19 protein-coding genes are annotated in these 24,305 nt (G+C 48.3%); 14 read left to right on the forward strand and 5 right to left on the reverse strand.

Annotated features, from left to right (window positions below):
- Positions 1 to 208: 208 nt before the first annotated feature.
- The 3 genes from ppx to ACLBLI_RS04110 form a co-directional block, all read right to left on the reverse strand.
- Positions 209 to 1,738 carry an exopolyphosphatase gene (gene ppx / locus ACLBLI_RS04100; RefSeq protein WP_414829888.1) on the reverse strand — a complete coding sequence of 510 codons (1,530 nt, stop codon included), beginning with the start codon at positions 1,736 to 1,738 and terminating at the stop codon, positions 209 to 211.
- 100 nt (positions 1,739 to 1,838) lie between these two features.
- Positions 1,839 to 3,911 (reverse strand): polyphosphate kinase 1, encoded by a 2,073-nt coding sequence (ppk1, locus tag ACLBLI_RS04105; protein ID WP_414829889.1) that lies wholly within the window; start codon positions 3,909 to 3,911, stop codon positions 1,839 to 1,841.
- Between the two features lie 196 nt (positions 3,912 to 4,107).
- Positions 4,108 to 4,617: a glycine cleavage system protein R gene (locus tag ACLBLI_RS04110; protein WP_414829890.1), complete on the reverse strand. Its 510-nt coding sequence runs from the start codon at positions 4,615 to 4,617 to the stop codon at positions 4,108 to 4,110.
- Between the two features lie 178 nt (positions 4,618 to 4,795).
- On the opposite strand from ACLBLI_RS04110, the gene ACLBLI_RS04115 reads away from it, so the two are divergent.
- From ACLBLI_RS04115 to ACLBLI_RS04135, 5 genes are all read left to right on the forward strand, one after another.
- On the forward strand, positions 4,796 to 6,943 hold the full coding sequence (locus tag ACLBLI_RS04115; RefSeq protein WP_414829891.1) for an ABC transporter permease subunit: 2,148 nt from the start codon (positions 4,796 to 4,798) through the stop codon (positions 6,941 to 6,943).
- Entirely contained in the window at positions 6,936 to 8,501 is a 1,566-nt protein-coding gene (gene pstA / locus ACLBLI_RS04120; RefSeq protein WP_414829892.1) for a phosphate ABC transporter permease PstA, read from the forward strand. Before ACLBLI_RS04115 ends, pstA begins: the two co-directional genes overlap by 8 nt.
- 9 nt (positions 8,502 to 8,510) lie before the next feature.
- On the forward strand, positions 8,511 to 9,317 hold the full coding sequence (pstB, locus tag ACLBLI_RS04125) for a phosphate ABC transporter ATP-binding protein PstB (RefSeq protein ID WP_414829893.1): 807 nt from the start codon (positions 8,511 to 8,513) through the stop codon (positions 9,315 to 9,317).
- 21 nt (positions 9,318 to 9,338) lie between these two features.
- The gene (gene phoU, locus ACLBLI_RS04130; protein ID WP_414829894.1) at positions 9,339 to 10,055 is read left to right on the forward strand and encodes a phosphate signaling complex protein PhoU; all 717 of its coding nucleotides are present in this window, start codon (positions 9,339 to 9,341) and stop codon (positions 10,053 to 10,055) included.
- Between the two features lie 264 nt (positions 10,056 to 10,319).
- Entirely contained in the window at positions 10,320 to 11,591 is a 1,272-nt protein-coding gene (locus ACLBLI_RS04135) for an inorganic phosphate transporter (protein WP_414829895.1), read from the forward strand.
- A gap of 167 nt (positions 11,592 to 11,758) precedes the next feature.
- Here ACLBLI_RS04135 and ACLBLI_RS04140 read toward each other — a convergent pair whose 3' ends face one another.
- Positions 11,759 to 12,736 (reverse strand): universal stress protein, encoded by a 978-nt coding sequence (locus tag ACLBLI_RS04140; protein WP_414829896.1) that lies wholly within the window; start codon positions 12,734 to 12,736, stop codon positions 11,759 to 11,761.
- 242 nt (positions 12,737 to 12,978) lie between these two features.
- On the opposite strand from ACLBLI_RS04140, the gene ACLBLI_RS04145 reads away from it, so the two are divergent.
- The 5 genes from ACLBLI_RS04145 to ACLBLI_RS04165 all read left to right on the forward strand — a co-directional run bounded on the left by ACLBLI_RS04145 (position 12,979) and on the right by ACLBLI_RS04165 (position 17,244).
- Complete coding sequence (locus tag ACLBLI_RS04145) at positions 12,979 to 13,887, forward strand: LysR substrate-binding domain-containing protein (protein ID WP_414829897.1); 909 nt, start codon at positions 12,979 to 12,981, stop codon at positions 13,885 to 13,887.
- Positions 13,888 to 14,018: 131 nt separating this feature from the next.
- On the forward strand, positions 14,019 to 14,561 hold the full coding sequence (locus tag ACLBLI_RS04150) for an RNA polymerase sigma factor (RefSeq protein WP_414829898.1): 543 nt from the start codon (positions 14,019 to 14,021) through the stop codon (positions 14,559 to 14,561).
- Positions 14,554 to 15,234: a hypothetical protein gene (locus tag ACLBLI_RS04155; RefSeq protein WP_414829899.1), complete on the forward strand. Its 681-nt coding sequence runs from the start codon at positions 14,554 to 14,556 to the stop codon at positions 15,232 to 15,234. The genes ACLBLI_RS04150 and ACLBLI_RS04155 overlap by 8 nt, the downstream gene beginning before the upstream one ends.
- Before the next feature lie 15 nt (positions 15,235 to 15,249).
- Positions 15,250 to 16,170, forward strand: coding sequence for a hypothetical protein (locus ACLBLI_RS04160; protein WP_414829900.1), 921 nt, complete (start codon positions 15,250 to 15,252; stop codon positions 16,168 to 16,170).
- Between the two features lie 567 nt (positions 16,171 to 16,737).
- On the forward strand, positions 16,738 to 17,244 hold the full coding sequence (locus ACLBLI_RS04165) for a lasso peptide biosynthesis B2 protein (protein WP_414829901.1): 507 nt from the start codon (positions 16,738 to 16,740) through the stop codon (positions 17,242 to 17,244).
- A 185-nt stretch (positions 17,245 to 17,429) separates the two neighbouring features.
- On the opposite strand, the gene ACLBLI_RS04170 is transcribed toward ACLBLI_RS04165, so the two are convergent.
- Positions 17,430 to 18,884, reverse strand: coding sequence for an undecaprenyl-phosphate glucose phosphotransferase (locus ACLBLI_RS04170; RefSeq protein WP_414829902.1), 1,455 nt, complete (start codon positions 18,882 to 18,884; stop codon positions 17,430 to 17,432).
- 438 nt (positions 18,885 to 19,322) lie between these two features.
- On the opposite strand from ACLBLI_RS04170, the gene ACLBLI_RS04175 reads away from it, so the two are divergent.
- From ACLBLI_RS04175 to ACLBLI_RS04190, 4 genes are read left to right on the forward strand one after another with little or no spacing between them, the layout of a single operon-like run.
- Positions 19,323 to 20,525: an outer membrane beta-barrel protein gene (locus ACLBLI_RS04175; RefSeq protein ID WP_414829903.1), complete on the forward strand. Its 1,203-nt coding sequence runs from the start codon at positions 19,323 to 19,325 to the stop codon at positions 20,523 to 20,525.
- Complete coding sequence (locus ACLBLI_RS04180) at positions 20,522 to 21,067, forward strand: polysaccharide biosynthesis/export family protein (protein WP_414829904.1); 546 nt, start codon at positions 20,522 to 20,524, stop codon at positions 21,065 to 21,067. Before ACLBLI_RS04175 ends, ACLBLI_RS04180 begins: the two co-directional genes overlap by 4 nt.
- A gap of 48 nt (positions 21,068 to 21,115) precedes the next feature.
- Positions 21,116 to 23,353 carry a GumC family protein gene (locus ACLBLI_RS04185; RefSeq protein ID WP_414829905.1) on the forward strand — a complete coding sequence of 746 codons (2,238 nt, stop codon included), beginning with the start codon at positions 21,116 to 21,118 and terminating at the stop codon, positions 23,351 to 23,353.
- Positions 23,350 to 24,075 carry a tyrosine-protein phosphatase gene (locus ACLBLI_RS04190; RefSeq protein ID WP_414829906.1) on the forward strand — a complete coding sequence of 242 codons (726 nt, stop codon included), beginning with the start codon at positions 23,350 to 23,352 and terminating at the stop codon, positions 24,073 to 24,075. The genes ACLBLI_RS04185 and ACLBLI_RS04190 overlap by 4 nt, the downstream gene beginning before the upstream one ends.
- The last annotated feature ends 230 nt before the right edge of the window (positions 24,076 to 24,305 follow it).

A 24,305-nucleotide genomic window follows, 5' to 3' on the forward strand; every position in this document is an offset into this window, starting at 1 on the left:
CCTTTGCACAAAAAATGAATAAATCAATATTTTGAAAACGTTCAGCGGGCAAAACAGGGGGGACGTGTAAAGTTTTTAGACACAAGAAGACACTCACACACCGAAAAGCCGTGACACCGTTTCCTGTATGGTTTGTTCACTGAGATGCGATGGTGACGACGTTCGCCGATGCTCCGCTGATATGTCTAAAAGGCGTGCCTGTGAGCGTTCAGGATACAGTCAGTGTCAGGTCGAGGGCTTTCCAATAATCTGATTCGCGTTCCAGATCAGCGGACAAAATAGGCCGTCCTTCCAGCCAGCCTTCCGGAAATGTGAGTGACAATGCATGCTTCTGGGCATCGACCGTAAAGTCCGGAATGAAGTCTTCCTGTCGCTTGATATTCAATAGCGCGCCTAACCTTAGCAAGGCGATTAGTCGCTTAACAAGATTCACATCGTACTGATAAAAAACGGGTATTTCGGTAACGCGAACCTTTTTACGATGGAAGCGCACCAGCGTGGCTAATAATTCCTGTTGCTCCTGCGTGAAGCCTGGCATATCAACATTGGCAAGAATGTAAGCGGAATGTCGCTGTACACCCCGTGAGTTGATCTGCAGTCCGACTTCATGGAGCAGGGCGGCCCAGCCCAACATGCTGCGGCAGTCTTTATGTTTGAGTTTCCAGGCTTTAGCGCATTGGTCCATAAGTCGTAAAGACGTATTCAGTACTAACGTGGCCTGCGTGGTATCAACATCGTAGCGGGTTGCCAGGCTGCCTGCCGTTCTTCCCCGGATATCGGCGTGATGTAACTCATCTTCCATCTGGTAGAGCACGCCCTCCCGGAGTGCAGCCGAGGAATATTGCAACGTGTCGATCTTTAGCGCTTTGAATATTGCTGTGAGAATAGCCAGACCAGCGGCTATTACCACTTTTCTGTCAGGACTGAGTATCGGCATAGTGAGCTTATCAATATGACCTGCGTCGATGAACTGCTTCGTCAACTGGTTAAGCGCCTTGAGCGTCAATGATGTCTCTGTGTTGGTAGCGGGCTCAGGCTGGGCAAGTAAACACAGGGTTCGGATAGTACCCGAGGTACCAATACACTGCTGCCAGCCAAGTCGACGGTATTTATCTTCTATAAGTTCGAGTTCCTGCTCTGCTGCGATCACCGCTTTTTTGAAGGCCTTTGACGTGAGCTTACCGTCGGGAAAAAAGCGTTGGGTATAGGACACACAGCCCATTTGCAGACTGCGACAAATAAGTGGCGAGAGGCCTTCACCTATAACAAATTCGGTAGAACCGCCGCCAATATCGACTACCAGTTGTTGTCCTTCCGCATGGCTGGTATGGGCAACTCCAGAATAAATTAACCTCGCCTCTTCGGTGCCGGAAATAACTTCAATGGGATAAGGCAGGATTTCTTTAGCAGCATGAATAAAGTCTTTCGCATTTTTTGCTTTGCGTAAGGTGTGGGTGGCAACAATGCGAACCGAGTCGGGTTCGAAACCTTTGAGGCTCTCTGCCACAATTTTTAGTGTTTGCAGGCCTCGTTCAATGGCCTCCTGAGACAGGATATCATTGTCATCCAGCCCTTCTGCCAGACGTACTTTCTGCTTCACCCTATGCAGGATCTGTACGGAACCTGCATTAATTCTGGCAACGACCAGATGAAAGCTGTTTGACCCCATATCAAGCGCAGCAACCTTGGTTACGTCGCGGGGAGAAACAGAGTCAAAAGCGGATTCATGCTGGTTCATTCAGGGCCTGCTACTCAAAGTGTCTGATGACATCGCTGGTTGTCGGCACCATGGCGGACACAAAGGTTCCGCCGGAAGTCGTGGTGAACCGCCCCAACTGCTAATAGGTTTCTTCTAATTTTTTCAGGTAATCGTAAATTTCGATTTGTGACCGAAGCTTCTTGCGATTCCCCCTGCGAACGTACCGATTAGCCTGATCCTTGTCAATAACCCGCGCTTTCAATGTATCCTGAAACTGCATTTCAAGAATATCTACAATTTGTTGCTGCAGGTTTTTGTCGTAAATGGGGCAACCGACTTCTATGCGATTGTCCATGTTTCTCGTCATCCAGTCTGCTGATGAGATGAACACTTTGCGCTCACCACCCCCTTCAAACACCATGGCTCGAGGATGCTCCAGGAATCGATCCACTATAGATAGTATCTCAATATTTTCACTGATGCCTTTCAGACCGGTCACTAATGAGCACATGCCACGCACAATGCCGCGAATTTTGATACCCGCCTGACTGGCCCGGTATAGATCGTCAATTAACTCTTTGTCCACGAGGTTGTTAATTTTAAAGGTAATAGCAGCCTTATGACCTTCTTTGAGGTGCTGTATTTCCTGACGGATTAACGACTGAATTTTGGTTCTCGCGTTCAACGGAGAGATCTGCAGGTGCTGAAACTTGTAACGACGATACGGATACTGAATTAAATCAAATACCGAGACGGCTTCATTTGCCAGCTCCTGATTACGGGTAAACAGCGAAAAGTCAGTGTAGATTTTTGCTGTTTTTTCGTTGAAATTACCGGTACCAAAATGAGCGTAATTGATCAAAGAGCCTCGTTCTTCACGGGTTACCAGGCACAGCTTACTGTGAATTTTCAACGTGGGTACACCTAACACAACCCGAATACCCGCATCGGTCATGCGTTTTGACCACTCAATATTGGCTTCTTCGTCAAACCGCGCCCGTATTTCCACAACAACCGTCACTTTTTTTCCATTATCCACGGCATCAATTAATGAGTTAATGATGCGGGAATTACTGGCAACCCGATAAATATTGATGCGGATCATTTTTACGCTGGGGTCGAAAGCAGCCTGACGTACAAATTCGGTAAAGTGCAAAAAACGGTGATAAGGATAATGCAGCAGAATGTCGTGTGCCGATATCGCGTCAAACACCGTGTTATAACTTGAGAATTTTTTGGTATCAATAGCCGGAAGTGCGTTGTGCTCAAGATAGTCGCGACCCACATTCGGGAAGCCTATGAAGTCTTTAAAGTTGCGATAATGACCTGCCGCATGCATGGTATCCAGCGAGGTGATTTTCAGCCTTTTACGCAAATCGTTAACCATGTCTTTGGGCATAGCGGTATCGTAGATAACCCGAACTGGCTCAGCAATCAGGCGCTGCTTCATGCTCTCGGACATTTTCTCAACATAACTCTCATCAATTTCATCGTTAATGGAGTATTCCGAGTCCCGTGTCATCTTAAATGAGAACGCTTCTAAGGTATCGAATTTGACGAAGCCACGAAAAATATCCGCCAGGCACAACTGAATAATGTCATCAAGCAGCACAATGTGCTTTTTCTTGCGGCTTTTTTCCGGTGGAATAAGCACAAAGCGCGACATTTCAGTAGTGGGTACCTGAACAACGGCGAAGCGGGGGTTTCTGCCTTCCCGCCGAATAGCAACATACAAATAGACGGATGTCCCGTTAAGCCGGCTAAGCAGGTCGGTCTTTTTATCAATCAGAATAGGCGCGATGTGACGCAGGATTTTGTTGACGAAAAGGTTTCGTAACCAATCCTTGTGATAATCGTTCAGCATGTCTTTGCGCAGAATATGAATATTGTATCGTGCGAGGGCTTTGAGTGCGTCTTTGTGAATGCTGTCGAACTTTTCTGACAGATGTACTACCTTTTGCTGAATTTGTTCCAGCAAGCTAATCAGTGCCTCGGCTTCGGCATCATTGCCGTCGTTCTGTGCGATGGTTATCTGGCGTTTTACGTCGGCGGCACGAACGCGGAAAAATTCATCCAGATTGTTTGAGTAAATGCCCAGGAACCGGATACGTTCGACGGCTGGCGTGTTTTTATCCGCTGCCTCCTGAAGTACACGCTCGTTGAATGAAAGCCAGCTTAGCTCTTTGGGGTAGTATAACTCTGTGCTATCCATGGTTTGCGATTTTCACTTGTCAAAAATGCTGAAAGCCTGCCAGTTATCGATGACAATACTGTGACAATTTTCTTCTCTTCAGGGTCACAGCAGGTCACGTTGTGGTATTGCGTAGCGTAGAAAGTACCGACAGCTGGCAGGCCTGAAAAAAAGATAACGCTGCAGGTAGCTCTGTACGCCGTTCTTACGATTTCTCTTATGCCTGCACTGCACTGATATCGACGACGACATCGTTAGCCTTTGCTTCCAGTGCCTCTTTGAGCGCCCCTTCATCAAAGTTATCAGGTACCGCTATTCTTGCGTGCGCTTTAAACATCAGGCTGCCCCAATTCGGCGCACTTTCACAGCGTGAATCGAAGTTGAGAATGTTAAGGTTGAACTGATTGAAAATGCTGGTCAGTTCCTGAACGATGCCCGGCTTATCATTGCCCATGATCTCAACATCATAATAATTACCACTTTGCGCAGCCGATTCGGTGACTGAGACATACTGCACTGATAAACCATCGAGTGCATCCAGCGCGTCAATAAGTGCTTTGTGCGCATCGGCCGGTACGTGGACTTCTACAAAGCCGGTAAACATACCAGCCATATGGGCGAAACTCGAACCCTGCCAGTTGCCCCCATGCTGATAAACACATCGGGCAAGCGAGTCGACCAGTCCGGGTTTGTCTTTTCCCATAATCGTGATGACGAGAGGTTGCATACGTCGCTCCTGTTTGTGTTGCAACATTCCAGGTAATGCTGCCTAATTGATGCTGAGAGTGAAATTCAGGACAGTTATCGAATAACTTTCACTTGATATAAAAGTAACACACAATACACTGCTCACCAGAGCAATTTGCACCAATTTGTCTTATGGAACAATGAATTCCCAAAGCGAAATGAAAAACCAGCAACGCAGTCGCCGGGACAAAGCGGTCAGATATACTGTCACCGGCTTTGGTGCACTGGTGTTGGTTACGCTGGTGGTGCTGATCACCCACCTGATTTCTCAGGCGTTACCGCTGGCGTTGGTGCCGGCTATTGAGTCCGAGGCTTCAATGGCATTGCCATCAGGTTATCAGGTGCTGGCCACCGACGACGCACTGGAAAGTCAGCCACTGATCATGTCTGATGGACAGTGTCAGCTGAGCTTTTTTCAGGTATCCGGGAACGAGCTCAACGACGTAACGCACTATACCCGCCCATGCTCTCATGCCCTGAGTGTAATGGAGAGCGCAGGACAAAATATCATTACCGATATTTCTCCGGGGGGGCAGGCCCGCCTTATTCCTTCACGCAGTATCCCATTGCCTGGCGTCAGCGTTGACGCAGTCCAGACAGTTGGCAGCCGTACACTGGAAAATGATCAGGCGATGGTGTCGTTTTCGCTTCCTCTGGGTATGTGGCAGTCGAAGACAAAGTGGCAGTCGTGGCTGTCGGAGAACTGGGCTGTCGTTGGTATTTCCGATGGCAGGCAGAAATTGTTGCGATGGGTAAACCGCCATCAGCCCACTGAGCGCATCGATCAGGTATTTGATGCCAGCGACGAGGTGGTTCCGCTGGGTGACGCCATGCAGACCCTTGTGATTAAGCCTGACCGTCTTGAGTTCCAGTCACTGCGCGATGGCGAGACTGGCACACAGATCATTGCCTCCCCGGTAACCTGGTGGTTCGCGTTACCAAAGCAACGCTCGCTGATGCTGGCTGATGCCAGTGGTCTTTTGACGCGCTGGACGTTGAGAAATCAACATGGGCAATTGATTTATATGCCCACCTATCAGATCCAGTTGCGTGACGCAGAACGTCCGCTCGATATTGCGGTACACGCGAGTACAAATGCAATGGCGCTGCTGACATCCGAACATCGGCTGTTATTTATAAATCGTGTCAGTGGTGAGGTGGTTAGCGACTACTCACTTCCTCAGGGGGTGACGGATATCAGTTGGTATGGCGATCGTATTTACGCGATATCAGATAGCCGTTTGCAAGTGTTTAGGGTGAGCCATATTTCCGGAATTACGACATGGAACTCGCTGTTTTCACCGCAGGTTTATGAAGGTTATCCCGACCCCAGCACCGTATGGCAAACCACCAGTGCATCTGACTATCAGGAAGCGAAGTACAGCCTGGTGCCATTATTGATAGGCAGTGCAAAGGCGTCTTTGCTGGCGCTGCTTATTGCCTTGCCCATGTCTATAGGTGCAGCGGTTTACACCGGCTATTTTGCGCGCAGCCGTTTACGCCACTTTTTAAAACCGGCAATAGAAATGCTGGAAGCGGTACCCAGTGTTCTGATTGGCTTTATTGCCGCAATCTGGCTGGCACCGCTGGCCGAGCAATTTTTGTTTTCGTTTGCCTTCTTTCTGGTTACGGTACCGATCATTCTATTCGTGGTCGCATTATTTCAGCGACAAATCTCCCGCCGTTTGCCCCGTGGATGGCGGCATGGCTCTGAGCTTCTTTTTACCTTTACTGGCATCCTGGTGTTGGGCTACATAAGCATGACATGGGCCCCGTCACTGCTTTACGCCCTGTTTGATACACACACGATTACCAGCCTGACAACCGAGTCTGAGAGCCCGATTGGTAAGACGACTATTGTGGTTGCGATTGCCCTTGGGATTGCGATCTCACCAAGTATTTATTCGCTGGCAGAAGATGCCATCAGCGGTGTGCCTGACAGTCTCAAGCATGCTTCGTTCGCGCTTGGCGCGACCCGGCTTCAAACGCTGGTCTATGTGGTGCTACATGTTGCGATGCCTGGCATACTTGCTTCAATCATGTTGGGCTTTGGCCGCGCCTTTGGCGAAACAATGATCGTGTTGATGGTAACCGGAAATACGCCAGTATCGAGCTGGAGCCTGTTGGAAGGTTTACGGGCACTTACTGCTAATCTGGCTATTGAGCTGCCAGAAGCAGATGTATCCAGTGCCCATTATCAGATACTGTTTTTTACTGCCTGTATATTGTTTGGATTTACCTTCGTGGTAAATACCCTCGCTGAATTATTGCGACAGCGATTAAGAAGGAACGCCTATCATGATTAGCGTAAGTTCGTTGCTGAGTTCGTCGCAGCGCCAGTCGTTTGTCATTAGTTCCACGGCTTTTTTGGCGAGTTTGCTGCTACTGGCGCTGCTAAGCATTCTGTTGCTTATCCTGGTGCGGGGAGGGGCGTACTTCTGGCCAACTCCGGTTCATGAGCTCACCTTTTACGATCCGATACTGAATAAACAGAAAACGGTATACGCTCAGCACAGACAACGCACCGATTCGTCCGGTGAAAAGGTATGGCAAGTTGATTATTCCGATGAAACCGCCCCCTATGGCGCAAAAACGCTGGTAGAAGAGTCGGACATCATCCTCAAGACGCTGGCTGCAGAAAGCGCACAAATCAATATAACCGATGGCCGCACTGTACTGGCGAAGCCCGAGAAATTAACCTCAGCGGAATCATCCGATATTCCGGTGTCAGATTATGAAGTAATGCAGGAGAAGGTAAGCGCCCTCTCGGCAAAGATAGAGGACATCCGCGAGTCCTGGTTATCCGTTATTCATCAAAAGCTGGCAGAGTTGGATATCCGCAACGTTGATGCCGATGCGCCGGCTCGGCTGCGTCTTAATGAAGCGTTTACCAAATGGCAGTCGGAAATCATTCGTCTTGAGAATCGCCGCGATGCGTTTCAGATGGAAGTGATTTTTGCCAGTGGAGCTCGCTGGCAGTTGCCCTTGTCCGAGATTGATAGTTTTCATTATGTGAGTCGTCAGTCGTTATGGGATAAATGGGCAATGGCCTTAAGCAGCCTGGGGACGTTTCTCACTGACTCCCCCAAACAGGCAAATACCTCTGGCGGCGTATTCCCGGCCTTATTTGGTACGGTGCTAATGGTTTTTCTCATGACTATCATAGTCACGCCATTTGGCGTGCTTGCGGCCGTCTATCTCAGTGAGTATGCCCCGGATAACGGCCTAACTGCGGCGATCCGGGTAAGTGTGAGTAATATGGCCGGGGTGCCATCTATCGTCTACGGAGTATTCGGGCTCGGCTTTTTCGTTTACACGCTGGGCGGCAGTCTGGATGACCTGTTTTTCACAGATCGTCTGCCATCGCCGACCATGGGTACGCCAGGGGTATTCTGGGCGGCGCTGACAATGGCAATTCTTACATTGCCAGTGGTGATAGTAGCGACGGAAGAGGGGTTACGGCGAGTTCCTGACGGATTAAAAGCCGGTAGTTATGCACTGGGCGCGACCAAAGCCGAAACGGTTTTACACACTATCCTGCCTATTGCTTCACCGGGGATCATGACTGGCGTTATTCTGGCGATCGCCCGTGCTGCTGGTGAAGTTGCGCCTTTAATGCTGGTGGGCGCGGTAAAGTTTGCGCCCAACCTGCCCATCGATGGGGAATTTCCTTACCTGCATTTAGATCGTCAGTTTATGCATTTAGGTGTGTTAATCTACGATGGCGCGTTCCACAGTCAGACTGATGCCAAAGGGTCATCAATGATGTTTGCAGCCTGCCTGCTGTTGCTGGTGGTGGTGTTTGTGCTGAATATTCTGGCAGTCATCCTGCGTACACGTTTACGCAAGCGGTACTTGCTGTAATGAGGGTCTATGCTGAAGCTGTTTGAACACGAAACTCTGGATGTTGATAATCTCGCTGACCAGGACACCGCGATCGATGTGCAGTCGCTGAATTTATGGTTTGGTCAGAAACAGGTGCTGCATGATATCTCGATGCGCATCCCGAAAAACCGTATCACATCACTTATCGGCCAGAGTGGTTGTGGTAAGTCTACGTTGATCAGTGCCTTTAATCGTCTCAACGACCTGTACACCGGGTGTCGCTTTGAGGGCAGCATTATCATTGACGACAGAGACATTAACCATCCTAAAGAAAATGTCTCCCGCTTACGAACACAGGTAGGCATGGTATTTCAACGTCCGAACCCTTTTCCAATGAGCATTTACGACAATGTGAGTTACGGATTACGGTTACAGGGGATCCGCGTTCGCCGGCAGCTGGACGATGCAGTAGAACAGGCCCTAAGAGATGCCGCCCTGTGGGAAGAAGTAAAAGACCGTTTATTTGAGCCTGCGCACATTTTGTCTGGTGGTCAGCAACAGCGCCTTGTTATTGCCAGAGCGCTGGCCCTGAAGCCAGATATTTTGCTACTTGATGAACCGACATCAGCGCTTGACCCGTTGACCACACTTTTTATTGAAGAGCTGATGGCTGGCTTAAAAAAGCGCTGCACCATTGTCATTGTCACCCATAATATGCAACAAGCCGCACGGGTGTCGGATTACACGGCTTTTTTGCACCAGGGGCAGTTGATTGAATACGCTGACAGTGACACCTTATTTACCATGCCAGATAAAAAGCAAACCGAAGACTATATCACCGGTCGGTATGGCTGACTTTTCTGTAAAGAGGGCGTTATGAGACAGGTCGCGATAAATACCCACATTTCCGGTAAGTTCAATATTGAGCTGGAAAACCTGCGTAATTCTGTTTTAACCATGGGCGGTGAGGTTGAACAGCAACTAATTAATACACTTAAAGCGATTAAGCACAATAATGCTGGTCTGGCAGAAAAAGTGATCCTGAACGATCTGAAAGTGAACTCAATGGAGATCCAGATTGATGAGGAGTGTTTGCGGATTATTGCAAAACGCCATCCGACCGCCAGCGATTTACGCTTGATTATGACAATTTCTAAAACTATCACCGACATTGAGCGGATGGGCGATGAGATTGAGCGTATTGCGCGGCTGGTGACGAAGAATAAACTGCCGCCCTCTGAAACCATTATAAGCAGTATGCTGGTTATTGGTGAGCGGGTTGCCGCGATGATGCGTGGAACGTTTGATGCCTTCGCCAGGCAGAACGAGGCCGAAGCGCTGGAGATGTACGATAAGGACAACCTTATCGACAGTGAATATAAAAAGTTGCTCAACTTTACCACTACAGAGATGGAACGCACCAAGGAAGATATGCAGGACTGGCTGGAAGTATTGTGGGCACTGCGGTCGCTTGAGCGAATTGGTGATCGTTGTAAGAATGTCTGTGAATACGTGGTTTATCTCACCCATGGCAAAGATATGAGACACACGCCGCTGGAATCAATGCAACAGAAGCTGGAACAATTGTCATAAAACTGAAACAATTGCTCTTAATTTCAGCGTTCTGACGCAAGATTGCTAAAGTTTATATAATTTCGTCTATTTACCTCTATGGCGGGCGCATCGATTACGTTATTATGCGCCGCAATCGAGATGATATTCGCACAAAAAATATACATGCAAATGCAAAGTGGTAGTGTCAGCTGTGACCCAATAACCGGTCGCTGTTACTTTCAGTCCCAGCAGGGGAAAGTTGACGTCTATTTTGTGACGCGATTAATTCAGGAGCGATAATTCGTGGATTTTTTTGAAAGTTATGGCTTGATTCTGATTATCCTTGCTGGTGTTGTTGGATTTGTTATGGCCTGGGGTATCGGTGCCAACGATGTTGCCAATGCCATGGGGACATCAGTTGGGTCGAAAGCCCTGACAATTAAGCAGGCGATTCTTATCGCCATGGTTTTTGAGTTTGCTGGTGCCTATCTGGCCGGTGGTGAGGTTACCTCTACTATCCGCAAAGGGATCATAGACGCGTCATTCTTTACTGATATACCAGAATATCTGGTGTTAGGAATGATTTCTTCTTTGTTGGCCGCAGGGATCTGGCTGGCGCTCGCATCCTGGTTAGGGTGGCCGGTATCAACCACACATTCCATCATCGGTGCGATAGTTGGCTTTACTGCCGTTGGCGTCAGCGTAGAAGCTGTATCCTGGGGAAAAGTTGGTGGCATCGTCGGTAGTTGGATTGTCACCCCGGCGATATCAGGCATTATTGCTTACCTGATCTTCATGAGCGCGCACAAGCTAATCTTCAGTACTGACAAGCCGTTTGCCAATGCCAAGCGATATGTCCCTTTCTATATGGCGATGGCTGGCTTTGTTATGTCGCTGGTTACCATCAAGAAAGGCCTTAAGCATGTAGGACTCGAAATCAGTGAACTCAATGGCTACCTGCTGGCTATAGGTATTTCAATTGCTCTTGGGTTTCTCGGCAAGTTGCTGATTGGGAAAATGAACTTTAACCATAATGACAATGCAGACTTGCAAACCGCTAACGTGGAAAAGGTCTTCGCCCTGTTAATGGTGGTTACAGCATGTTGTATGGCGTTTGCCCATGGCTCTAACGATGTTGCAAATGCAATTGGCCCGCTTGCGGCGGTGGTCAGCGTCGTCTCCTCGGGTGGCCAGATTTCCACCAGTTCCGAACTTGCTCCCTGGATCCTGCCTTTAGGTGGTCTGGGCATTGTTGCCGGTCTGGCGTTATTCGGTCATCGCGTCATTAAAACAATCGGGCAGGGGATCACGCATCTCACGCCAAGCCGTGGTTTCGCTGCTGAATTAGCGGCTGCGTGTACTGTCGTCATTGCATCCGGAACCGGTCTGCCTATTTCAACCACACAAACGCTGGTTGGTGCGGTACTGGGAGTCGGCCTGGCTCGCGGCGTCTCTGCGCTCAACCTGGGAATTGTGCGTAACATTGTTGTGTCTTGGATAATCACGCTACCTGCAGGCGCCATCCTGTCAATAATCTTCTTCTTTATGCTGAAAGGACTGTTTGGTGTAGCGTAAAGAAGCCATTGCATAAAAAAGCCGGGCAGAAAGATGCCCGGCTTTTTTGTGCCTGTAACCCGATGCAGTGTTCTCAGGATACGCGCGCTATCGCTGAGATTGAGAACAAAACAGGAAAGCGCGTCATGACTCGGAACCAGCAGTTTCGCTGTCCTGGCGTTGTCGGTTTAGTCGACCTTGATGGGCGTCACAAAGCCCTCTGGTTTAATACCCACGATGGCACAGTTCAGTTGATGTATGGTTTCTTCCGCCGTCCCGCCCATAATAAAGCCTGGCACGCCAAGCCTGGCGACGGTACCCATTACCACCACGTCGGCACTTAACGATGTCGCCGTTGCTGCAATCTCCCGGCGCGGATAGCCATGAACCAGGTGACGCTCAGGTTTGAGATAATCCAGCACGCCACTTTCCCGTTCTGCCTCCAGCTCTGACAGGAGCCGGTCTAACTCAAGATCCCGCTCTTTGTGTATAGCCGAAAGATCCGTTTGCATCGAGCCTTCATCTACACTGATAAATTCCCCGCGAAGAATATGTTCCGGCACAGAATCAAATACGTGAACAATATGAAGCTGGGAAAACTCGAGCAGAGCAATTTCTGCTGCGTGGCGTAAAATATCGAGATTTAGTTGGCGACGAACTGAAATTTCATGTTCAGGATAATGGTAATTTAAGTCGAGCGCGGCGACGACATTACTATACTGGCGGGAATTACCGCGATGGATCACCCATACCGGGCAAGGACATTTGCGTAACAAATGTAAATCATCGCTACCGAACAGCTTATCCATGATGGATGTTTCTGAGAGTTTTATGACTAAATCGTGCTCGTCGTTAATCACCTTTTTCATCGTTTCCATGAATGGGTGTCCGAAACGGGCTACGCAGGTGACAGGATACTTTTCCTGCCACGATTCAGACTGTTCTTTTAACCAGGACTCAGCGGCCGAGTTCATCGACTGCTCAGCATCAATCATTGAGAACGTTTCCATGATGATATTTGCGTTAGGCGGTAACGATTCCAGCGCAAGCATAATCGTCAGTTCAGCCTGATGGCTCTTGGCAACATGGATTGCCTGTGCAACCACCTCGTCTTGTTTATGTGTGTCGTAGAGAACGCAAAGAATATTGCGGTAATGACCTTTCATTCCATAGATACCTTGCTTGATTGACTGATTAAGCGTAATCAATTGTAGACCGTGTTCACCCTATCCTAAGCCTGCATGCGGACACAAGTCTACTTCCAACTCTAATAATACCAGTTAAACCTGAATGCGTTTCAAAATCGTGACGTCTGGTGTGCATTTCGTCTGACATCTGTTGCCGCTTGATATACTGCTAATCATCGTGCTAGATTGAAAGTGTTGATTTTAATCTATTTGGTTGTGATATGAAGTGGCCTAATCTTAAACACCTGCACTACCTGGTAACGCTACACCAGGAGCAACATTTTCATCGTGCTGCACAGCGATGCAATGTTAGCCAGTCTACGCTAAGCACCGCTATTCAAAATCTGGAAGAACATTTTGGTAGCCAGTTGCTTGAGCGGGAGCACAAAACATTTGTATTTACCTCGCTTGGCCTGGACGTGGTTGAGCGCAGTAAAATACTTCTGCAGGAAGCCGGTGAACTGGTGGAGTTTGCACAAAATGCCGGAAACTGGCAGCGCGGTAAGCTTAAACTGGGAGTGATACCCACTATTGCACCGTTTTTATTTGAGGGCATGATTGGCGCGTTCAAGGCGTTTTTGCCGGATATCGCACTGGAACTGCAGGAAGATACTACCGAGCATCTGCTACAACAACTGACAGACGGTAAACTGGATCTGTTGATCCTGGCATTGCCAATGGAGACACCAGGTTGTAAACAGATGGTGTTGGGACATGATCCCTTCCATCTTATTGCTCATAAAGATCTCGCCAGCGAGCTGCCTGACCCACTGGATATTTCTTCACTCCCGAAAAAAAGCATTTTTCTGTTGCAGCAGGAACACTGTATGACTGGTCACGCAGTAAGTGCCTGTAATCTTCAGCACAGTGATCAGGTAAGCAGTCTTGCCGCCAGCAGTCTTTACACGCTGGTACAACTGGCGAACAGCAAGTTGGGGTATACATTTTTACCGGAACTTGCGCTCAATCAGGAGATACTCGATCACACCGAGCTGAAAGCATTTGCTGCAGAAAAAGAAGCCTACAGAGAAATTGGCCTCGTTTGGCGTTCAGGTACAACGCGCATGCAACTATTTCGCAGAATTGGCGAAGTATTGTCTCCACTCTTACCCATTCCTACCCTGAAATAAAAAAGTAAAAATTTTCCAAACTTTTTTATTCCGGTTCCCGACTATATAGTCAAAGCACCTCCGACACGGCTGTTACTCAACACCAGTGTCGGGACGCGTGCAATAACGATAACAATTTACGGGGACGCACAGTGTTTGAAAAGCGCGATGAACAACTTATCAGCCAGGCGTTGAAGGGAAACCGCCGTGCCTGGCTCGCGCTGATAAAACGGTACGAAAGTCAGATATACCATTATGGTATCCGAATGACAGGTAACACCCATGACGCGGCGGATTTAATGCAGGATATTTTTATCTCTGTTTACCGAAGCCTGGGTAATTACCGCGGCGACGGCAGTTTTAAAGGCTGGTTATTCCGTGTAGCACACTTTCGATGCATTGAGTTTTATCGGCGAAAGCGACCTGAACAGGGGCTGGATGATACTCCCGAGCCTGAATGCGAACAGGCATGTCCGGAAACAGGTTACCTTCGGGACAGGACCAGTGAAAGCCTGATGCAGGCAATGCAACGACTGCCGCTGGCACAGAAAGCGGTTGTTGAACTTAAATTTTTTGGACAATTTACTTTTGATGAAATAGCGGAACAGCTTGGTCTGTCAGCCAATACCGTAAAGTCGCGGCTCTACAGCGCACTGTCAAAACTGAAGCTCGAGCTGGAGGTAGAAAATGCATAATTCAAATCATGAAGATCTGTTGGCCAAATGGCTGGAAAACTCACTTTCAGAGAGTGAACGTCAGGAATTTGAATCTCTTTGTATCCGAGATGAGGATTTTGCAAAACGTGTTGAACAGGCGAATGCTATGACGATGATGGCTGAGCAGTTTGAAACAATGCCGGTGCCCACATGGGATCGACAGAGCACGTTCACCGCACCTGAACGCTCTCGATGGTGGCAGTGGCAGGGACTACCAGTGGCATCGATGGCAATGTCTGCACTGGCGATGGTGATGGTGGTCAGCGGTTTCAGGGTCGATGTTGCCAATGGCCGGTTATCAATGGGGTTCAGTGATGCACCAGATCAGCAACAAATTGCCGCGATGATGGATAAAAAAATCACTGATTATCAACAATCGAACCAGGCACTTTTTACCCAGTACGTGGACGCACTTAGTAATCAGCAACAGAAGAACAGTGCTGAACTTACCCAGTATCTGCTGAGTTCAAGTCGCCAGGAGCGGCGCGAAGACTTTGCCGAGCTGGTGAAATTTATCAACGAGCAGCGTAGTGACGATCAGCGTTTCTATGCTCGGCAAATTAATAACCTTCAACAGGAAATCAGCGCGCTGGAAGCCGGGTATAGTTCTGTCCCGCCGCTGGTTACCCCGAATCTAACAGATGATGAGTAAAGGCAGGAAGTAATTATGAAGACCATTTTCGCCGCCACCTTGATTGGCTCCCTTTTGACTTCTGTCCCAGTCGGTGCAGCGACAGAAAAAATGAAAACATTAAATAAAGAGCTCGAAATTATGTCGGGGGTTATCGATACGGCATTAAAACAGAGCTCCCCGCGCAAAGGCCTGCGATACCGTAGTCTTAACAGTACCTATCTGGCAGGCCAGGGGGTCGTGTTCTCTGTCAGTGTGCGTAATTCAACCTCTGGGTTCAACCTTCGCAACATATTTGGTCATGTTCCACAAGCGCCTCTGCCACCAGTGACGATCATTGATGGTGACAGGAATGTCGAGATTGAGTTTGAGGAAGAGTGGGAAGTGGTTGCCGAAGAAATGGAAGAGGCTGGACAGCGTCTGGCTGAAATCTTTCATGAGTCGAATGATCAGATCCGTGAAATGCGAAGCCGGGAACGCGAGCTCGAATGGGAGCGTCGTGAACTGGAGCGACGCACTCGCGATCTAGAGTTTGAATTGCGACAGGCGGGTAAAGAGCGCGGCGATTCGATTAAGGATGAGCTTAAAGAGGTAGCCAATGAATTAGCGCAACTGAATAATCAGGAAAAGGAGCTGGAAAAATACGCGTCCGAGATGGAGCAAGAACAGCAGGCCCGGCTTGAGGCTCAACGGGAAGCGCAGGAAAAAGCCTACAAGCAGTTCCTGGCAAACTTTGAGGGAAGTATAGGCGATACACTGTGTCGTTTTGGTTCGGGCTTGCGCGGGCTTCCTGACAATGAACATATCAGTTTTGTGCTGGAGCAGTTCAGTCGAGATGAAAGCGGTGATATGCAAGACAGAATCTATGTCTTCAGCAAAGAAAAAGTGAAGTCATGCGTACAGGAAAATATTAACGCGTCTGCATTGTTATCTTCAGCCAGCGTTTATAACTTTTGATAGTGTAATGCACGTCGGCGCTCTGCCCGACGTGCCTTCCCTCGTTTCGGCCACAGCGCCCAAAGCTACACTCCGGTTGTAATATTTTTTGTTCATGTAACTGTCATGCCATGTTGTCACCTCGACTGGGTGATTTTTAGTCTATTTCAGTATGAAATATGAACAAATATACCTAAGTTGAATAATAACGCTGGTACACTCTCTGTCGCTGAAAAAGTAGATAATGGAACGATGTTTGTATTCATAGTGCAGTAGCAGAGGCTTTTTCATGTCGATAGCAGAGAAAAATAGTGCATAGGAGCTCTTCTCATTGAGAGGAAAAGTGTGACTCGCTCTCTGCTTCTCAGTATAACCAGCAATCCGCAAAAGACAGTAAGGTGAGGACGTTCAGCGACAGAGGTTCTGTCGATGTAATGTCGCTCCTTTTACAACCTGGGTAGTCACGCCGGCGAATAAGGCGTACGTGATGTCAGGTTAACAACCGTCAAGGCGTATTGGTAACAGTGCCGGCTGCATGGGGAAGATGCGGTGAATATCACGGCTTGCTGCTTGAAAAGATGTTAGAGTATGTTATTGAATTTTATTACTTACTGGTTTTTTGGAGCGAATTGGTCATTGGGTAATTCACATCGTTCACAGCCTTCAGGCCAAAATCTTACATGGTTTCTTCGCGCCTGGTTTAGCCTCACTAAGTGGCATCTTACTATTAAGCTTAAGGGCTATGAAGCCTGGCGCGACGACGTGGTATCGCCAGCAAAAGACCTGGTAGTCTCCCATGATATTCCTGTTGATCCCGACGCCGTCTGCCATATTGTGCACAAGGCTGCGGATAATCACTTGTTTAAATTGAATTGTCTGCGTCGATGTGTGGTCGCACGTGAAATTCTGAGACAAGAAGGGGTGCTGGCTACTTTGCATTTTGGGGTAAGAAGCCGGATGGGGCAGGAGTCAGTGCATTGCTGGCTGACAGTCAACAATCAGGTCATCGGTGACAGTCAGGAACATGTGGAAAAATATCAGGAACTAGATTTAAGTCGCCGCAAAGGAATCGACTGGCTGGCATTTCTGCTATAGCGAGTAAGCGAAGTCAGTATAGCGGTAGTTTTTAATCAACTCGTACATGATTTAGTGTGTGTAATTATTAGTAAAAGCTAAATTGTTATCACAATGTTAAAAATAAAAAGGCGCCAGATTAAGTGGCGCCTTTTTACTACAATTGACAATCTATTATGGCGTTAAAAAATAAAACTGGCCGAAAGTTAGTAAGCGTTCTTTCCGGAGAATCCGCCAACAACTGTCATGAGTATTATTTTTAAATCAAACCAGACTGACCAGCGGTGCATGTAGTCGAGATCGTACTCTACCCGCTGTACCATTTTATTCACGGTTTCTGTTTCTCCACGTAACCCGTTGACCTGAGCCCATCCGGTAATCCCAGGGCGGATCTTGTGTCGCAACATATAGCCAGTGATCAGTTTTCTGTATTCTTCGTTGTGCGCTACGGCATGTGGACGCGGACCAACAATCGACATTCTGCCCTGTAATACATTGATAAACTGAGGTAATTCATCTAGTGAGGTGCGGCGTAAGAAGGCTCCAAGTTTCGTGATCCGGGGATCGTTCTTGGTTGCTTGCTTCACCACGCTGCCATTGTCCTGAGTCGACATAGACCGGAACTTATATACCTTAATTTCCTTTCCATCCAGGCCATAACGTTTTTGTTTAAAGATAGCCGGTCCGGGCGATGTCATGCGCACGGCTATGCCAATACATAACATCGGGATAGCAAGAATGCACAAGATGATTGAGCTAACCACAATGTCTTCTATACGCTTCAGTACATCGTTCGCGCCCTGGAAAGGTGTATCATAAACACTAAGCGCCTGCACACTGCCAACAGTTTGCCAGCGTGAGTTAAGCAGCGTGTACATAAAAAAGTTGGGGATGATGTACACGTTTGCTGTCGTATCGCTGCACTTTTCCAGAATACTTTTAATTCGACTCTCTGCTGCTGTCGGCAGAGCGATGTAGATGTAATCGACCTTGTGACGTTTGGCGAGCTCTATCGCTTCATCAATGCTGCCTTTCACTTGCTGCTGAAATTCGTGCGGTAAGCGGTCTTCAGGACGATCATCGTAAATACCGTCGAAACGGATCCCAAGATGGTCGTTGTCCATCATCTGCAATGCCATGTTGTAGCCAACTTGTGTTGCGCCAACAATAATGGCTGAGCGCGTGTTCATGCCATTCTTACGTACCTTGAACAGCACCTGTCTCATCGCCATGCGCCAGCTCAGCAGAAAGATAAAGGACGTTCCAAACCAGACCAGCACCATGGCTGGCGAGAGGGTAAGGCTGTGTGCAAAGAAATACCCTACTGTAAGCGTGACAACACAACTTACCAGCCAGGTTATCGCGCTGCAGCGGAGTAATGCTGTCGTATGATTGCTACGCCAGGAACGATAAAGATCCATCGCTTCAGCGCTGAGCTGGAAACATACTACGTGAGTAAACAGGAGTATTAATCCTGAAGTGGTGATTTCAACATCGTAATAGAAAGCCGCGATGTAGAAACACAGAGTAATAAAAGAAAGATCTATCAGGCGATAAATGGTCGAAAAACTACTTTGATAATAACCCGTTACATTGCTCGCTTCTTCTGAAGGAGATGGGTTGCCGGTTAACGCCAGACTCTGCAATAAATTGAATTTCATGTTTCATTCGCTCCGAGTGGTAAACCAGAAGTCCATTTGGTTTGATGATATTTCACATGAAAAGAAAAATGGAACTGCTGCTCACACAGAACACAGCAACAAATATTCCAGTTTTACTGGAGGTCCTGAAAAAAATAGATTCTAACAGTGCAGAATAAGTGATTCTAAATAACTAATTATATTTGACTGACAAGATGTTACTGGCAACGTCAACCCAACAATTTTAATCATTATCGTTTGTCAGTTTGAAAAGATCAGTTTTACTTAAGACGCGATAATTATATCTCTGGCATACAAATAGCATGAATTAATTACAAAGGTAGCGAGTCTACCCTGGGATGTATTTTGTTTTCGCGTGACACCTTCCTTTTAGTAGCGACGACATCCACTAACCTTTACCAAGACAGCTGTACATTTTACCAACAACATGGAGATATTATGATTGTGAGGACTTCCGGAATTACGGCTCTCTGTCTGATAGGAACATGTCCGGCGCTTGCACAGCAGGCGGGGCGCATTGAGATGGATGGATACGATCTCATTCCTGAGTTTTCCACAGAAATGCTTTATATCGATAACGTGACCTACGCGGCAGATGCTAATCCTCAGATAAGCAGTTGGGTCAATGTGATTTCCCCACAAATTACTGCCGTTACCAAGTTTAGTAACAACAGCATTGAGGTGGGTTACCAGCTTCGCCATGGTGAATACTTTTCCAGCAGCGCTGACAATTATACCGACCATATTGCGCATATTACTGGTAATTTTGAAATGAACAGCCGACACCGCTTCACGACGAAAGCGCGGTATGAAGACGGGCATGATGAGCGCGGACGCCAGTATTCCAACGGATTTGGCAATGAACTAGATTCTGTAGATACCTATAAAAACCCGGAAGTCACGGGAACCTACTCGTTCGGAGCGGCGTCTTCTCCAGGACGCGTGGATGTGAATGTCGGCTATGAAGAAATAAATTACGACAATGACGCACTGGCGTATCCAATTCGCGACAGAAGTTATAAAAAAGTAGGAGGACAATTCTTCTACCGTGTCGCCGGGAATACACAATTGGTGCTAGATGCCACTCATCAGCAAATTGACTATGACGTGGCGGCGAATCCGGAAAACCCGCTAGATAGTGATGAAACTCGTGTACTTGCGGGTGTGTCGTGGGAGTCGACTGCGTCTACTACCGGATTTGCAAAAGTGGGTTATAAAGAAAAGTCATTCGACGCGCCCACGCGTGACACATTCACGGGGGTAGACTGGGAAGTCGGTTTGAAGTGGCTGCCCCGCAGCTACTCCCAGTTCGAGTTATCAACCCGCGCCGACACCCGCGAGACGAATGGGGAAGGCGATTACATTCGTGGTCAGGATTACAGACTAAGCTGGGATCATGCATGGCTGGATCGCTTCACCACAACCATGAAGCTGATATACGAGCAGGAAGATTATGAAGGGGCACAGCTTGTCGATCCCAGACAAGATGATACGACAAGGGCATTGGTATCCGCTGATTACCTGTTTCGTCGCTGGCTGCAGCTTGGAATCTACTATCAATTCAGTGAGCGCGACAGCAACCGCGATATTGTTACTTACGATCGCAACGTGATGGGGCTGACAGCGAAGGTGACGTTATGAAAACTCGGTTACTGACAACATTTTTCACCCTGCTGATGCTGCTTGCTCATAGCGCTGTTGCGCAACAGGGAAATGCCAGCATGCGAAGTTACCAACTGGGTGTGGGGGATAAGATTTACATCAACGTTTTCGGTGAAGATGATTTGTCACTGGAAACCCGTCTGCCGGACATAGGTATCATTAATTACCCCTTTCTGGGCGAAATAAAACTGGTAGGCATGACACTTTCTGAAGTTGAAAAGCTGATTTACGATGGGTTGAAAGGCGATTATCTGATAAATCCTTCGGTAGCAGTCACCATTGTTGAGTATCGGCCGTTTTTCATCGACGGCGAGGTAAAGCGACCAGGAGGTTATCCCTATCAGCCGGGATTGTCAGTCAATAAGGCTGTCGCACTGGCCGGTGGCTATACCGAGCGAGCTTCCCGAGACGACATTCAGGTGGTCAGGGAGCAAAAGGGCAAACCCGTTTCACTGGAAGTGGAAGTCAGTGCGCTGATACAGCCGGGAGATGTCATTACTATTCCACAACGTTTTTTCTGATTTTTTCGCAGTGCTACAGACTCACCGCGACTGCAAAAGGGATCCTTTATGTCGATAAAAATGCGGGATCAGATTCAGGCGAACTTGCTTGATGACGAGACCATTGATTTTGCGCATTACTGGCAGGTGTTTAAGCGCTACTCGGGCCGAATAATAGTACTGGCTGTGTTGTTTACTATTATGGTGGGAGTGATCGTGATGAAGATGACCCCCCAGTATTCAGCCAAGGCCACGTTGCTGATTGAATCACAGCCCGCCAATGTGATGTCAATTGAAGAGGTCTACAACGCCGATACAACGCGTAAAGACTACATGCAAACGCAATACGAAATCATCAGCTCTCGTCAGGTTGCCCGATTGGCCGTGGAAGAGCTTGGACTGGCCGATAACGACATCTTTATGCCGCCAGCTGCACAAGACAATGCGCTGATCGCAAAAGTAAAATCCTGGGTTGCTTCGCTGCTTCCTGCTGGTGATAAGGCTGCGGAAAAAGCCCCGCCAACGGAAGAGCAAAAGCGGGAAAAGCGTATTCGTGCAGCAACAAACCGACTGATGAATGCACTTTCTATTTCACTGGTGAATAATACTCAGGTCATCGAGATTACCGCCATGAGCCAGTCGCCGGAACTGGCTGCCGCTATCGCAAATACCATGGGCAATGTGTATGTGGAAAATTATCTGCAGGCCAAAGTCGATATGACAGCGAAGGCCACTTCGTTTTTAACGGAGTCGATGGAAGGGCTGCGCGAAAAGCTGGATGCCGCTGAGCGTGAATTATCCCGGTTCTATGAAGAAAATCAGCTGGTAAACCTAAACAATGGCGTGGTCAGCCTGGCTGCTGAGGAGCTCGAAGAGCTCACCGAGCAATTGCGTGATGCGCAAACAACACTGAATCAGAATCGCACGATATACCAGCAGACACAGACCAGTGGCGCTGACTATAGTGCCCTTGCAAGACTGCCAGAAGTGCTTAATCACAGTAACATTCAGTCGGTTCGCCGCCAGGAAGGCGATGCGCTCAGCAGGGTTTCAGAGTTAAGCAAAGTGTACGGCCCGAAGCATCCGAAAATGATTGCGGCAAACGCAGAGTTAAGCTCTATCCGCGATACGTTGCAGACTCAAATCCGTGATCTGATATCCAGTATTACCACGCAGTATCGGGCGTCTCAGGACAAAGTGTCGACGTTGCAGACGCAGGTTGCAGAGGCAAAGTCGGAATACCGCACATTATCCAGCCTCGAAAACCGACGTCGTGCGCTTCAGCGAGACGTCGATATCAATCAGCAGATGTATAATTCCATGTTTACCCGCCTGAAAGAAACCAGCGAACTGGGCGGATTTAAGTCGGCGAATGCCCGTATTCTCGACCCTGCGGTACCGCCGGGAAATCCGGCCAAACCGAATAAAACGCTGATTATTAGCGCCGCGTTTATTGCCAGCTTTGGCTTTGGCGTACTACTCGCTTTTGTTCTTGAAGCGCTTAACAGTGGTGTACGCTCTGTTGATGACGTTGAGAAGAAGCTAGGACAGAGAATGTTGGGTCTTATCCCGACACTGGCACTAAAACGCAAACAAGAACTGCCATTGCGAGCCTACTTCGATAATCAGTTTCATCATTTTAGCGAAGCGGTTCGCACATTAAGAACCAGTCTGTCTTTGATGAACATTGAGAAACAGAGTCAGGCAATACTGATTACCTCCAGTGTGCCTAAAGAAGGGAAAACGACGGTTTCTACGAATCTTGCATTCGCATTGGGACAACTGGATAAAGCCATCCTGATCGATGCGGATTTACGCCGTCCTACCATTGGTAAGCGTTTTGGTGTACCCAATTATCAGCCGGGTCTGTCGAATCTGATCATGCGGACACACAAACTCGAAGAGTGTCTGGTGCATGATGAGCAGTCAGGACTGGACCTGATCTCTGCCGGCACGATCCCGTCAAACCCGCAGGAACTGCTGGCCGGAGATGGCTTTCGCGCGCTGATTAATTACCTTAAAAAACAATACAAATATGTGGTGGTAGACACGGCTCCCACGCAGGCGGTGTCAGACGCCATGGTGGTATCGAAAGCCTGTGACTCTGTGATTTATGTGGTCCGGGCTGACAGTACCAGTGAGAAAATGATCCTCAACGGGCTGGGGCGTTTCCTGCAAGTCGGGCACAGGGTCGATGGTGTCGTATTGAATCAGGTCGACTTAGGTAAGTCGGACGTTTCCGAACGTTACGGTGGATTCTACGATCAGTATAACTATCAAAGCGACGATGTCAGAGAGCCTGCATGATTGATGTTCACAGCCATATCATTCCCGGTATCGATGATGGTTCCAGAAGCATGGAAATGTCATTGACCATGGCCAGGCAGTCAGTGGATGCCGGCGTTACCCACGTAGTTTGTACGCCGCATATTCATTGGGGAGTATTTGATAATACCCGCGCAGACATTGAGGATGGCTTTAACAAGCTCAACGATGCGGTGGCAAAGGAGAACCTGCCACTAACCTTATCCTGGGCGGGGGAAGTCAGAATTAAAGAGATTATCCCGCAGTGGTTAGCAGAAAACGCGCTGCCGTTTGTAGGTAAATGGAAGGGCAAGCCAGTTTTGCTACTGGAAATGCCACACAGCCATGTCCCTGCCGGTCTTGATCAGTTGCTTAGATGGCTTATTGCGTCTGGCATCCAGCCACTGATCCCTCATCCTGAACGTAATCGTGATGTTCTCAATACGCCCGATAAAATTCAGTGGCTGAGAAATCTCGGATGCTTGCTGCAGGTGACGGCTGGCGCCATCACCGGGCGCTTTGGTGATAAGGTACAGGCGCTATCAGCGAAAATGATTGACGCTGATCAGGTTGATATTGTCGCGTCTGATATGCACGACGACGTGCGGCGACCTAATGACATGGGCGAGGCTTACACGGTAGTGAAACAAAGAATATCAAAAGAGCGCGCTGACAAGTTATTCACGCAGACGCCAGGTAAGATTGTTGCGGCGCAGAGTGAATAGCTGACAGGGGGAAACTCGTGGGCAGAGTGAAGCTGCCAAGCCTGCAAAAGACTGTTGCCTGAAAGCAACACATCGGCGCGAGTACTAAAGCGCCTACGCTGCGTAAACCAGCTATCCCCCCGGTGAGCCCTGCGGTTGAGCGGGTTTGCTGCGATGGCACAAAAGGTGAATATCAAAAAGCAAATCGCGTTTTTTAAACGTTAACGGACCCCGTTCATATCGTATTGCCG

The sequence above is a fragment of the Alteromonas sp. H39 genome (assembly GCF_047556435.1).
Lineage (GTDB): Bacteria > Pseudomonadota > Gammaproteobacteria > Enterobacterales > Alteromonadaceae > Alteromonas.

What these genes read in the sequence shown, in the direction of transcription:
- ACLBLI_RS04160 (WP_414829900.1), top strand. Translation starts at nt 15,250, where the DNA reads ATGAAGACCATTTTCGCCGCCACCTTGATTGGCTCCCTTTTGACTTCT.
- pstB (WP_414829893.1), top strand. Translation starts at nt 8,511, where the DNA reads ATGCTGAAGCTGTTTGAACACGAAACTCTGGATGTTGATAATCTCGCT.
- ACLBLI_RS04175 (WP_414829903.1), top strand. Translation starts at nt 19,323, where the DNA reads ATGATTGTGAGGACTTCCGGAATTACGGCTCTCTGTCTGATAGGAACA.
- ACLBLI_RS04185 (WP_414829905.1), top strand. Translation starts at nt 21,116, where the DNA reads ATGTCGATAAAAATGCGGGATCAGATTCAGGCGAACTTGCTTGATGAC.
- ACLBLI_RS04190 (WP_414829906.1), top strand. Translation starts at nt 23,350, where the DNA reads ATGATTGATGTTCACAGCCATATCATTCCCGGTATCGATGATGGTTCC.
- ACLBLI_RS04115 (WP_414829891.1), top strand. Translation starts at nt 4,796, where the DNA reads ATGAAAAACCAGCAACGCAGTCGCCGGGACAAAGCGGTCAGATATACT.
- ACLBLI_RS04165 (WP_414829901.1), top strand. Translation starts at nt 16,738, where the DNA reads ATGTTATTGAATTTTATTACTTACTGGTTTTTTGGAGCGAATTGGTCA.
- ACLBLI_RS04145 (WP_414829897.1), top strand. Translation starts at nt 12,979, where the DNA reads ATGAAGTGGCCTAATCTTAAACACCTGCACTACCTGGTAACGCTACAC.
- ppx (WP_414829888.1), bottom strand. Translation starts at nt 1,738, where the DNA reads ATGAACCAGCATGAATCCGCTTTTGACTCTGTTTCTCCCCGCGACGTA.
- phoU (WP_414829894.1), top strand. Translation starts at nt 9,339, where the DNA reads ATGAGACAGGTCGCGATAAATACCCACATTTCCGGTAAGTTCAATATT.
- ACLBLI_RS04140 (WP_414829896.1), bottom strand. Translation starts at nt 12,736, where the DNA reads ATGAAAGGTCATTACCGCAATATTCTTTGCGTTCTCTACGACACACAT.
- pstA (WP_414829892.1), top strand. Translation starts at nt 6,936, where the DNA reads ATGATTAGCGTAAGTTCGTTGCTGAGTTCGTCGCAGCGCCAGTCGTTT.
- ACLBLI_RS04180 (WP_414829904.1), top strand. Translation starts at nt 20,522, where the DNA reads ATGAAAACTCGGTTACTGACAACATTTTTCACCCTGCTGATGCTGCTT.
- ppk1 (WP_414829889.1), bottom strand. Translation starts at nt 3,911, where the DNA reads ATGGATAGCACAGAGTTATACTACCCCAAAGAGCTAAGCTGGCTTTCA.
- ACLBLI_RS04155 (WP_414829899.1), top strand. Translation starts at nt 14,554, where the DNA reads ATGCATAATTCAAATCATGAAGATCTGTTGGCCAAATGGCTGGAAAAC.
- ACLBLI_RS04110 (WP_414829890.1), bottom strand. Translation starts at nt 4,617, where the DNA reads ATGCAACCTCTCGTCATCACGATTATGGGAAAAGACAAACCCGGACTG.
- ACLBLI_RS04170 (WP_414829902.1), bottom strand. Translation starts at nt 18,884, where the DNA reads ATGAAATTCAATTTATTGCAGAGTCTGGCGTTAACCGGCAACCCATCT.